A 12,383-nucleotide genomic window follows, 5' to 3' on the forward strand; every position below is an offset into this window, starting at 1 on the left:
CCTACTAACAATTATACACTATTGTAACTCAATGTAGTATAACATGATAAAATTTTATAAAATATTAATATAAACTTTTGGAATACTATTTATAAATAGCTTTATTATAATATAATCAATAAAATTACAACATTTGTAGTTTGTGATAAAATTATACATTTAGAAAGGTTGTGTATTATGGTGAAAATTAATGATGGATTAATTGAAGATACAATAAGGTCAGCATTGGCTAAATCTATGAATATCAGTTCAAAAGATATAAAAGTTAAATCTTTTAATGGAATAGTATCTATGCAAGGTTTTGTAAATGTACTTGCGGAAAAAAATAAGGCAGAAGAGATAGCCTATAAGGTGGGTGGTGTTAAAGAAGTAAGAAATAATATTACTATATCATTAGATGGCGATACAACAGATAAAGAATTAACTGATCTTGTTAATTCCAATTTAAGAAATAGTGTTTTTAAAAATAGAATTTTATCAGTTACAGCAAAAGTATCTGGAGGAAATGTTCTTTTAGTAGGGGACGTAGAAACCGAAAGAGATAGACAAATAGCTATAAGTGAAGCCAATAAAACCTTTGGAATAAGAAGTGTAGTAAGTACAATAAATTTAGCTTCTTTTAAAGATGATGCTTCTTTAACTAATGATGTAAACATGATATTAATGCAATCTAAAATTAACGTAAATGATATTTCAGCTATTGTCATCCGTGGTAAAGTAACTTTGTCAGGATATGCAGAAAAAGAAGAAGACATAAATAGATTAGTTACTATAATACAATCAGTACCTGGAATAAAAGAAGTAAATAATAAATTAAAATTGCATACAATTGAAACAGGAATTTCATAAATTTAGAATAAATAATAAGTTTTACAAATATAAATATTAACATAGAATCTTCATTAGAATAATAAACTTAACAATTTAGTCTATTTTGTATTCTATTAAATTTTAATTATTTAAATTAATTTTATATGTAGTACAAAATAGACTAATTATCTTATATTTAAAAATATAAAAAGAGGTGGAATTTCTATGTTTGATAAAAATACAAAGAAAATAATATTACTATCTGCTATCATTACCTTTAATATATTTTTATTAATATTTATATTTTTTAATATTTCTACTTTAAGTAAATATAATAAATCTAAATATCAATTAAATACATATATTAAAAATATCAATATTATAAATTCTCAAACTGCATCTATTAATGAAGGACAAACTATTGACATAGAAAAAGCAAAAGATAAACTTCCTTCGGTCATAAATTCTCTAATAAAAATAAATAAAAATCTAGAAAACTATGATGCTGACTCCAGATATAAATATACATTTGATTCTCTTAAATCAGGTTTAGATAATAATATATTGATGTACAAGCAGCTACTTTCTATATTTAATAATTTAGAATCTAATGATATAAATAACTCTATACAAAATTTTATTAATTACAAAAATAACTGTATTAAATATTATGGATACATAAAATCAAATCATAAATTTTTTAGTCTTTCTAAAGATAGCACTGTATTTATAAATAACTCTTACAATTATATATTAAACTTCACACGAATAAAAAATGACAAAGATATATTAAATACTCAAAATATGGAATTTGAAAATAATATAAATGATATTCTAGCTAAATTCAATTCAGTTAGAGTAAACTTATACTATTACGCGGAAAGTGCAAGAAAAAATTCTATTTCCTATGATAATGCTATTGTAAAAGTTCAAAATAATAAAGATAAATTTAATAATATATTAGAGCAATTTTCTCAAATAAATGTACCACAAAATCAAATTGAAGTATATAGAAATTTTAATAAAGTTCTTAATGATTATAATACTTATATAAATAGTTTTTCATCGGCTTTAAAAAAAGAAAAGTATATATCAGAATCAAAAAATAGTTCCTTAGACATTTCAGATTTGTATAAAGATTCTGATACAAAGTACAATATTATGAATAAAAATTTTAATAATTTAAAAAATAATTTCAAAGATGTTTTTTACTAATTAAATCTACCATATTTCTATCTATTTTTAATTCAATATTAAATTTTTTGTTATTATTGTATTATTTTTTTTTAACTGGGAATAATACCTTTAGCCTAAGTCATACGGGGGAACCATATTTTGGGGTGAATCGCTTTTTGCGTAGGTTTTGCCTTTACCAAACCCGTCAGCTAACCTCGTATAATAAAAGGAGGAAAGAATATAAATGAAAAAAAGCATTTGGGCTATTGTGTTTATTCTGTTTTTAGGATTATTACCCTCAAGTATTGTAAATGCTAAAACCACAACACCCTCAGGAAATACTTCTTCATCTGCCAATAGAGGGGCTATAAATTTATATAATGAGAAATCTGATTCCATAAAAGTATTTAGCCCTGAGGGAAGGTCCTTCGCTGTAACAAAAGAAGATATTGATTTAATGGCAAAAGTAGTATATGCCGAAAGTAATGCTGAGCCTTATGAAGGAAAAGTGGCGGTAGCATCTGTAATACTCAATAGACTTAGAGATAAAAGTTTTCCAAAGAGTATAAATGATGTTGTAAAACAAAAATACGCATTTTCCTGCGTAGTAGACGGAAATATTAATGTTACTGCAAATAAAGATTGCTATAATGCAGTATTTGATGCTCTAGATGGAAAGGATCCTACTACTAATGCTCTATATTTTTATAATCCTAAAACAGCCCGTTCAAGTTGGATGATTAACATAAAAAAAACCAATGTAAAACCAATAGGCAATCATACTTTTTTTGTAGTAAATTAGTAAATAAAAAATTGTCTATTAAAACATAAAAGCCTCAACAAGCTATGAATTTTGTTGAGGCTTAAAATATATTCATATATATTTTTTTTTATTATTTTAGTGAATCTAAGTATTTTACAGCACTTAAAGCAGCAATTTGACCTTCTCCTGCTGCCTTTATATATTGATATGGAAATCCCACACAATCTCCTGCTGCAAAGCATCCATCTATATTTGTCTTCATTGTTCTATCAACTTTTATATGCTCATTCTCTATTAAAAGTCCTGGTACAAGCTGTGCTGGTGCCACACTTTCTTTTAATACAAAAACCCCATCAGTTTCTATCTCATTAGACTTTAGAATAAGTTTTTCAACTTTATCTTGTCCTTTTATTTCTAAAGGCTTATCCTTTAAAATTTCTATTTTATCTACAAGATCATAGCTTTCATTATACATAGGTACATAATATAATTTTGATGCAAGTTCACTAACATAATTTGCTTCTTTTTCAGCTTCTTGTGTATACCCTACTATTGTCACAATTTTATTTCTATATAAAGGTGCATCACAAGTAGCACAATACCCTACTCCTTTACCAAGTAATTCCTCTTCACCTTTTAATGGCTTTGTATACTCCATTCCAGTAGCAAGTATGAGAGCTTTTGATTCATAAACCTTTTCATTAACCATAAGTGTAAAATAATCACCCATAGCATAAACAGCATTTATTCTCTCTTCAGTAATTTCTATACCCATTTTATCAATATGTTCATTAAATTTATTTTTCAAATCTTCTCCAGATATATCATAGAAACCTAAAAAATTATTTATTTTAGGAGCTTTTGTCAGCTTAAAACTTAAATTTTTATTTCCGAATAAAATTATTCTCTTATTTCTTATTTTAGCATTAATAGCAGCAGATAGACCTGCTGGTCCACTACCTATTATAGCTATATCGTAACGTTCTTCCATTATATATCATCTCCTTAATACCTAAAATTAAAATTTACAATTGTAAGGCTTGATAAATTCACTAAAGAATCAGGTGTAGAATTATTAAGTAAATCTATTATAATTCTACACCCATTATAAAACCTTATATATGTTTTTGTAATACTTCTTTTAGTCCGGCTTTAGGTCTAAAACCAACTAGTGTCTCAGCTACATTTCCATCTTTAAATACTAACACAGTAGGAATGCTCGCTATTCTATATTGACTAGCTACTATTGGATTTTCGTCAACATTGACTTTTACAAATTTAGCTTTATCATTTAATTCTTCTGATAAATCTTCAATTACAGGTCCAAGCATTTTACAAGGTCCACACCATGCTGCCCAAAAATCTACTACTACCGTTCCAGCTTTAACCTCTTCTTGAAAATTACTATCATTAATATCTTTAACCATAAAAATTCCTCCCTAAATACACAAAGATTTAAAATTGTGTATACAGTTATTAATAAATTAAGCAATTTATTTATACAATTAGACTTTACTTATATAATATTATATATTATATAATATTAATTATCAATACAATAAAGCCTACAAATAATTATCAGTTTAATTATACATCATATACACTTTTCCAACCAGTAATTATAAATTAATTACTGTGGTTATTTAACAAAAATAATTCAATCATTAAATATATCGCTAATTTTATTACCAATTACTATAATAAGTATCTTTTTTGTAGTTAGTTCATTGTTATAAAATACATAATATAAAAATATTATTTTAAATATTTTTAAAATAATTAACTATTGAAATTTGTTTATTTATAATTATAAAATTCTACGTATTATAAATATATTATTGCCTTATAGATTAAATATTATAGATTAATATTATTATATATATAACTTAATTTTTCAATATATCCTTTATATTAGAATTATTATAAATGACACAGTATATTAATCCCCCATCTGAGATGGGGCGAATAGAATAAGCAGTAGATTTGGCTAGAGTAAAAGAACCTCCAATGATATAATGATACAGGTTTCGCAGGCCGTATCAAATCAAAGGAGGTTATCCAAATGGATAATGCAAGTATAGCACATACTAGATGGAATTGCACATATCATATAGTGTTTATTCCAAAGTATAGAAGAAAAATAATGTATGGTGAAACAAAAAAAGATATAGTAGAAATTTTAAAGAAGTTATGTGAAATGAAGCAGATCACATTGATAGAAGGAAAGGTTTGTAAAGATCATGTTCATATGTATATAGCAATTCCACCAAAATTATGTGTATCTGAGTGTATGGCATATTTAAAAGGAAAAAGTGCATTAATGTTGTTTGATAGGCATCCAGAGTATAGAAGTAGATGGGGAGAAAGACATTTCTGGGCAAGAGGTTATTATGTAGCAACGGTAGGAAATGTAAATGAAGATACAATAATAGAGTATATAAGGCAACAAGAAGAGAGTGATAAACTAGAAGACGGAAGAAAATAGCAAAGGCCTCGCATGAGAGGTAACCAGTAAAAATGGCTTTGCGAAACCGCCTTTAGGCGTGCCAGTAACGTGTCCTGGAGGGACCAAAATTAAACCACCATTTGAAATGGTGGTTGCTAACTAGACTGACTATATTCTCTAGATAAACGTTTTGCATATTCTTTTGCTTTATTAATGTCTATATTTTTACTTATCATTGCCATATTATAGAGTACTATATCTTTATAATCGCCTTTATAAAACTTTTCATCATACATTGTATAAAACTTTACAGCATTTTCATAATCTCCTATATTTTTATAGCTTTCTCCTATAAAATATATTACATGAGGATACAGATAATTATCCTTACCATAGTTAAAGGCTCTTAAAAATTCATTAATGGCTTTACTATAATCTTTATTATCAAAAGCTAGTGTTCCTTGTCTATAAAAATAACCAATACCTTCTTCTTTTAAAAGTTTTTCTCCATGAGATAGCATTTCTTTATAATTCAACCTTAAATCGCTATTCTTCCACTGCTCAACATAAATATATAGATTTTCAAAATCTTTATTATCAACAGCTTTTTTAAATTTGTCATATGGAAATTGTATATTTTCAGAATTTTCATTTTTACCTTTAGCTGAATTAATCTGTAAAGATTTATTAGATACTTTTTCATTAGTTTTATTATTACTTAAAGGAATACTTTTTTTAGACTCTAAAAAAGACATATTAAATAATTTTGTATTTAAATTGACTATAAATACTATAGCTAAACAAATAGTTATTATTGCTAAACCATAAAAATATTTTTTATTAAAAACTTTATTTTTAAATTCTTCGTATTTTACTAATATCCTTTTATTTTCCAAAGCCATAGAATTATTTTTATCCAAAGATATAACTTTTTCCAACTTTTCTCTTGCCTTTTCAAAATCTCCCTGTTTTATATAACAAATACATAGATAATTATTTACATTAATAGTGTTAAAATCACTATTATCACATTCCAATAGAAGTTCCAAAGCTTCATTTATTCTCATACTATTAATCTCTTTTATTGCTTTCACATAGACTTTTAACCTTTTTTCATCCTTTTCTAATCCTTCAAGATATTTTTTTGCAACCTTATCATCATTTAACTGTAAATTAAGTTTCCAAAGAGTTTTACAATTTTTTATATCACCTTTTAAATAATACAAAAGTCCTTTTAAATCTATGGCAGCTCTATTTTTTATATTTTCGGAAATGTTTCTTTCACATAATTCTATGGCTCTATCTATGTACCCTTTATGGTAATAATTTAATGCTTTTTCATAATATGTATTTGTTTTATCCATAATATCCCCTTTTAACTAATTACTTTATTTCATAAGTATATAATACTATATCTGTTTTTTATAATATACCACAATTATATCTACAATATTTTAGGATATTACTAAATTAGTTTATTAAATTTTAAACTTCTGAACCATATTATTAAGCCTCTCTGCAAGTTCAGCCTGACTTTGGGCAGATTTTGCTACTTCATTAACAGCCATTGATATTTCATTTATACCACTTAGTACTCCTTCAGAACCTGATGCTGATTCTTCCGCTGTAGTAGAAACACTTTGTATAGCACTATTTACCTGTTCTATAACTTCATTCATCTGTTTAGAGGAAGTTGCAATCTCCTCAGACATATTACGTACAAATTCTGAATCTTTTTCATAGTGAACACCAGTATCCATAAGCAGCTCATAACTTGGTTTTACATTGTTTACAATATATTCTAACACTCCACGTCCGCTCTGAGATAAGTTATCAAATGCTTCCTCTACCTGGGATACCATATTTTGAATATTTAGAACCGTTTGTGAAGATTGCTCAGCAAGCTTCCTTACCTCCTCTGCAACTACAGCAAAGCCTTTACCTTGTTCACCTGCTCTTGCAGCCTCTATAGCTGCATTCAACGCAAGAAGATTAGTTTGAGCTGCTATATCTCCAATAGAGTCAGCCATAGTCTTTACTTCTTCAACAACTTTGCCTTCTTCTATAGACTTTATAATATCTGAATATTTTTCGTTATAAATCAAGTTTCCCTCTTCTATGTTTTTTGTAGCTTTTTCCTTTATATCAAAAGCACGTTTTTTTATATTATTTACGGAAATAGTAGCATCCTTTGCCTTACTTGCAAATTCATTTGTAGTTGCACTAATTTCTTGCACTGAAGCATTTACTTCTTCAGTAGTAGCACTTAAATCTTGTGCTCCTCTGGCTATTTGCTCAGTTGATTCACTAACTATTTCCACCTTGGAAGAAACCTCTTCAGTAATAGCAGATAATTCTTCACCGCCCGCACTAATATCACTGGCACTGTCTATTATTTCAGATATTAATTTTCTTACATTAGAGCCTGCTTGATTTAAGGCCTTAGCAAGATTACCCATTTCATCTTTTGAATTTATATTTATAGATTGCGTTAAATCACCATTTCCAAGGGCCTTAGCAAATGTTAAAACCTGATTTGCTTGTCTTGAAATCATAGTTGATATTAATGTCCCAAATACAATAGCAATAATTAAACCTAAAGCAGCCACAAAAATTGCACTATATAAAGAGCTTTTATAGGTTACATTATTTTCTTTATAGGAATTGTCTGCCTGATTAGTATTTATTTCAATTAATTTATTTAAATCATTATATAATTTTTCTCTTACTTCAGATTTTGAAAAAATATCTCCTGCAGCATCATAGTTATTTTCGTCAACATGCTTTATGACAGCTTCAATAATGGCTCTATAGGAATCCACATCTTTTTTTAGCTGTGAAAAAGCTGGTTTTTCCTCATCAGATAGTATTGTTGTTTCATACTTTTGTATAATTGATTTATTCTTATTTATGAAATCGTTAATTTCTTTTTTAAGATCTTCATTACTTTGACTTTTATTTTTTTGATAAACAAGTTTTAATAAATCTGCCCGTGCTTCGGAAAAATTCTGCTTTAAAGTGGTTAAATTCTTTATGGATTCTAAATTATAATCATGCATTGAAATAGCATTTGAATTTATTATCCTCATATTATTTATTCCCATAAATCCAACAATTCCAATAAATAATGCTACTAAAATAAATGCTGATACTAATTTTTGTGAAATTCTTAAATCATTAAAGCATTTCATAAATACACTCTCCATTCAGTTAATATAATATTATATATCGACACCATCTTATATTAATTGACATGGCATTATTTGATTTAACCTACTCTTAACATTATTTTAATATTATTTTAATATTTTGTTAACACAAAGCAACAATATTACACATACTCATTTATTGCTTCTTCAATTCGTATTACAATCCGAAACTTTCTTAAAAATATTCCCAATTTGTTCTTCCAGTTTACAATTTTCAATTAAAAGTTCCCTTAAATTTTTTATGCCCTCATCATTACTGTTATTTTTAATTATTTTAAGTGCTTTTTCATAATTTTCACTTGCCATCTTGAATAACTTTGACGCCTTAATTATTTCATCATTATTCTTAAAAAAATTTTCAAGAAACTTTGCATTATCTTCCCTTGTATATGCTAAGGTTTGAAGTACCCATTCATTGTTAAAAGACTTTGTCTCTTCTATATATTTTCCAAACTCTGCTATTGCCTGTACACCAGAAAAAACAGATTTAACCTTTTCTCCAATTAAACTATTGCCATTTCTCTTTAAAATCTTATTGATATTTTTCTTCTTCTCTCTAGTAGTAAAAATGCAAAACCCATATCTCCAAGGCTTTCTAAATTTAGCGTTTAATTTATTTGTTGCATCTATCAACTTCTGCTTAGAAATATATTTTCTTTCCCTGTTGTCCTTCCCCATAGTTTCATAATAATAAAAGCCTGCTCTATTATAACCCACCAAAAGTTCACTGTTTGAATAAAAACCCTTTGTTCCTAATAGAGTAGCCATATCTATTTGAACTAATACAAGATAACCTTGTGAAATATATTCTTTCATAGTACTGATAAAAGCATTTGGACTGTAGGTTGTAAAATAATCCATATGAAGTCCTATAAACGGTGCAGCAATTCTCAATCCCTCTATAGGTTCCCTAAAGGGTATAAAATCTTTTTTTATTGTATTAAAAGTAACTCCATAGGTATACCCCATAAGAAAGTTAATATTTTCTATAGATATATCTTCCTTAGGATAAATCCTATCATTTATCATTTTAAGGGCTGCTGCCTCTTGATACTGCTTTTCACTGGATAACCCTACTATTCCTTCTATAATACATTTTTCAGGATATCTTGGAATTCTTCCAAACTTTATAGCCCTAGGTCTATATGCCTGATCATAATACTTTTTCTGATAAAAATTAATAATTAATAAGTATAAAAATATAATAATTATTATTGCTACCACAATAATAATCATAATATTGAGTATCATACTATAATACCCTCCTCCGTCTAATATTGATGCCTTGCAGCTCCCCACTTTCATTGTAGATAACAACATAACACCGTTAACAAAGACTTCTAAGACTTATGAATTGCACCGACTCCCTAGATAATCAATTCTAAAATTTAAAAAGAAACTTTACTTCCTGAATCATATAGGTGTGTTTATATAAATCAAGGCTACCTCTTATAATATGAGATAGCCTTAACTTATATTACAAACTCCTCTTTAATGACTATTCTACAAAATAAAGCTTTTCTAAATTATAACACTTATTTTAAGAATCCACCAATATATCCAAGTATACCTAGAGCAAACATTCCAAATATTATTACAATAGCACTAACCTTTTTCTTTAATAGATGCATGCATAGGAATGTCAATAATAATGGTAATAATCCTGGAATTAATGAATCTAACATATTCTGAACAGTAGTTACAACCATCTTTCCATCTGAACCTTTAACTGAAGAAATTACTAATGGTACATTTATATTAGTCCATTTGCAAACTAAAGCACCCATTATGAAAAGTCCTACTATTGCAGCACCTTCTGTAATTTTTTGAAGTGTATTTCCGGCTGCTTCTGATACTATAGATGTTCCTTTTTCGTATCCATAATGTACACCAAACCATAGTGTTAATATTCTCAATATATTAAATGGTATGAAAAATAGCAAGGGTCCAATTATACTTCCTGTAAGAGCTACTGATGCACCTAATGCTGCAAAAACCGGTCTTAAAGTTCCCCAGAATATAGGGTCACCTACACCTGCAAGCGGTCCTATAAGTCCTATCTTTACACCACTGATAGCTGCGTCATCGATTGGAGCTCCATTGGATTTTTGTTCTTCCATAGCTGCTGTAACCCCCATAATAGGTGCAGCCATATATGGTTGTGTGTTAAAAAATTCTAAATGTCTTTTTAACGCTGCTGATTGATCTTTTTTGTCTTTATATAATCTCTTTATAGCTGGAATCATTGATACGCAAAATCCCATACTTTGCATTCTTTCAAAGTTAAAGGAACCAAGTAACCACCATGAACGCCAGAACATACTCTTTAAATCGCCTTTAGTTAATTTATTTTCACTCATATTACAACCCCCTTACTTTCTTAATTATAGATCATCTAATTCATCGTAAACTTGAGCCTGCTGACTATATTTAGGATTTAATTGTATATAGAATATAGCTGCACATAGACCAATTATACCGAATCCAACAAGAGTAAATGTAGTAAATGCTGCTATTACAAACCCAACAAAGAAGAATGGCATTAGATATTTTGCCTCCATCATGTTAATAACCATAGCATAACCAACAACAACTATCATACCACCAGCAATTTGAAGTCCTCTTGTAATTGGTACTGGTATTGCTGCAAGCATTGCTTCAACTCCACTGGTTCCAGCTACTGCCGCTACTAGTGCAGCTGGGATTGCAATACGAAGTCCCTGAAGCAAAAGTGCTGTGAAATGAGCTATTTCTATCCCTCTAAAATTGGCATCTTCAGCATATTTGTCTGAAAGATGCTGAAAGAACACAGCTATAGTTCTTACAAATATAGTTAAAACCTGACCTGCTGCTGCAATTGGTATTGCTATAGCTATACCAGATGCTATAGGCTGATGTCCGGTTATTACAAGTATAGTAGCAACTACACTGGCAAGAGCACTATCTGGTCCCATAGCTGCTCCAACATTCATCCACCCCAAGGCTAGAAGTTCTAGCGTTCCTCCTAAAATAATTCCTGTTTTTACATCTCCTAGTACAAGTCCAATTAATGTACAAGCAATTATTGGTCTATGAGTTTCCATAGAATCAAGTACACTTCCCATACCAGTTATCATTGCAACAACAAGTACTAAAATAAATTGAATAGTAGACATGTATAATCCCCCTTTTAATATATTTTATTTTTTCCTATCCTCTTCCTTATTCTTTAAATCTAAGGATTAGAAATATATCAGAAAAGATTTCTCCCTTAATATATCCTAATAAATATTATTACTAATTAATTTAAATCAGAGAGATATCTTTTTTGACTAACTATAATTTCAAAACTATTTCTATAGATCTTTGATTTTACTCATTACATCAACTTTTGAATCACTTGCAATTTTTCTAAGTTCAAGCTCAATATCCATTTCATGCATTTTCTTTAGAGCACTAATATCCTCAGGTCCAAGAGATACTGCACTGCTAATTTGTGTTCTTCCTTCCTTATAGCACATTCCTCCAAGATTTACAGATTTAATATCCATCCCCCCCTCTACAAGTCTTAAAACATCCACTGGATTTGTGCAAAGTATTAACGCTTTAAAAGAGTCATATTTAGGATTTTTATAGACTTCAAGGGCTTTTTCAATAGGTAATACATAAGCTTTTATTCCTGGAGGCGCTACCTGTAAAACTAATGTCTTTCTTAGAGTATCTTTAGCAACCTCATCACTGCAAATTATTATTTTGTTACATTTTGTTTCCTTTACCCAAACGGTAGCTACCTGACCATGTATTAATCTGTCATCAACTCTTACAAAATTTATATTCATTTTTAATTCCTCCTTGTATAATGTAGTCATAACATTCAATAGAAAACTATCTTGAATTCTAACGAACATTACAACTCATTTCTTTTAATTTATTCGAAGATTTTCTACCCGATAGGGTGTACTAATCTCATCTAACTTAGTTTTCTATTTTTCCCAAGTGG

12 protein-coding genes and 1 riboswitch are annotated in these 12,383 nt (G+C 28.4%); of the genes, 4 read left to right on the plus strand and 8 right to left on the minus strand.

Going from position 1 to position 12,383, the window contains the following annotated elements:
• Positions 1 to 177 precede the first annotated feature (177 nt).
• From CLPA_RS17565 to CLPA_RS17575, 3 genes are all read left to right on the plus strand, one after another.
• Entirely contained in the window at positions 178 to 849 is a 672-nt protein-coding gene (locus CLPA_RS17565) for a BON domain-containing protein (RefSeq protein ID WP_003445692.1), read from the plus strand.
• 186 nt (positions 850 to 1,035) lie between these two features.
• Complete coding sequence (locus CLPA_RS17570; protein WP_003445690.1) at positions 1,036 to 2,025, plus strand: hypothetical protein; 990 nt, start codon at positions 1,036 to 1,038, stop codon at positions 2,023 to 2,025.
• A 66-nt stretch (positions 2,026 to 2,091) separates the two neighbouring features.
• A riboswitch (cyclic di-AMP (ydaO/yuaA leader) is annotated at positions 2,092 to 2,223 on the plus strand.
• 7 nt (positions 2,224 to 2,230) lie between these two features.
• Entirely contained in the window at positions 2,231 to 2,788 is a 558-nt protein-coding gene (locus CLPA_RS17575; RefSeq protein ID WP_003445688.1) for a cell wall hydrolase, read from the plus strand.
• A 91-nt stretch (positions 2,789 to 2,879) separates the two neighbouring features.
• Here CLPA_RS17575 and CLPA_RS17580 read toward each other — a convergent pair whose 3' ends face one another.
• Positions 2,880 to 3,740, minus strand: a complete 861-nt coding sequence (locus CLPA_RS17580) for an NAD(P)/FAD-dependent oxidoreductase (RefSeq protein ID WP_003445687.1) — start codon at positions 3,738 to 3,740, stop codon at positions 2,880 to 2,882.
• A 124-nt stretch (positions 3,741 to 3,864) separates the two neighbouring features.
• A complete protein-coding gene (gene trxA / locus CLPA_RS17585) occupies positions 3,865 to 4,176 on the minus strand; it encodes a thioredoxin (RefSeq protein WP_003445685.1) in 312 nt (103 codons plus the stop codon).
• 635 nt (positions 4,177 to 4,811) lie between these two features.
• On the opposite strand from trxA, the gene tnpA reads away from it, so the two are divergent.
• Entirely contained in the window at positions 4,812 to 5,234 is a 423-nt protein-coding gene (tnpA, locus tag CLPA_RS17590) for an IS200/IS605 family transposase (RefSeq protein WP_003441862.1), read from the plus strand.
• A 116-nt stretch (positions 5,235 to 5,350) separates the two neighbouring features.
• Here tnpA and CLPA_RS17595 read toward each other — a convergent pair whose 3' ends face one another.
• The 6 genes from CLPA_RS17595 to CLPA_RS17620 all read right to left on the minus strand — a co-directional run bounded on the left by CLPA_RS17595 (position 5,351) and on the right by CLPA_RS17620 (position 12,222).
• Entirely contained in the window at positions 5,351 to 6,559 is a 1,209-nt protein-coding gene (locus tag CLPA_RS17595) for a tetratricopeptide repeat protein (RefSeq protein ID WP_003445684.1), read from the minus strand.
• 114 nt (positions 6,560 to 6,673) lie between these two features.
• Positions 6,674 to 8,386: a methyl-accepting chemotaxis protein gene (locus CLPA_RS17600; RefSeq protein WP_003445682.1), complete on the minus strand. Its 1,713-nt coding sequence runs from the start codon at positions 8,384 to 8,386 to the stop codon at positions 6,674 to 6,676.
• A 165-nt stretch (positions 8,387 to 8,551) separates the two neighbouring features.
• Complete coding sequence (locus tag CLPA_RS17605; RefSeq protein ID WP_003445681.1) at positions 8,552 to 9,655, minus strand: hypothetical protein; 1,104 nt, start codon at positions 9,653 to 9,655, stop codon at positions 8,552 to 8,554.
• 284 nt (positions 9,656 to 9,939) lie between these two features.
• Positions 9,940 to 10,764, minus strand: a complete 825-nt coding sequence (gene manZ, locus CLPA_RS17610) for a PTS mannose transporter subunit IID (RefSeq protein ID WP_003445679.1) — start codon at positions 10,762 to 10,764, stop codon at positions 9,940 to 9,942.
• A 24-nt stretch (positions 10,765 to 10,788) separates the two neighbouring features.
• Positions 10,789 to 11,559 (minus strand): PTS mannose/fructose/sorbose transporter subunit IIC, encoded by a 771-nt coding sequence (locus CLPA_RS17615; RefSeq protein WP_003445677.1) that lies wholly within the window; start codon positions 11,557 to 11,559, stop codon positions 10,789 to 10,791.
• Between the two features lie 180 nt (positions 11,560 to 11,739).
• A complete protein-coding gene (locus tag CLPA_RS17620) occupies positions 11,740 to 12,222 on the minus strand; it encodes a PTS sugar transporter subunit IIB (protein ID WP_003445675.1) in 483 nt (160 codons plus the stop codon).
• Positions 12,223 to 12,383 lie beyond the last annotated feature (161 nt).

Origin of the sequence: Clostridium pasteurianum DSM 525 = ATCC 6013 (genome assembly GCF_000807255.1) — a bacterium.
In the GTDB taxonomy this organism is placed as follows: domain Bacteria; phylum Bacillota; class Clostridia; order Clostridiales; family Clostridiaceae; genus Clostridium_I; species Clostridium_I pasteurianum.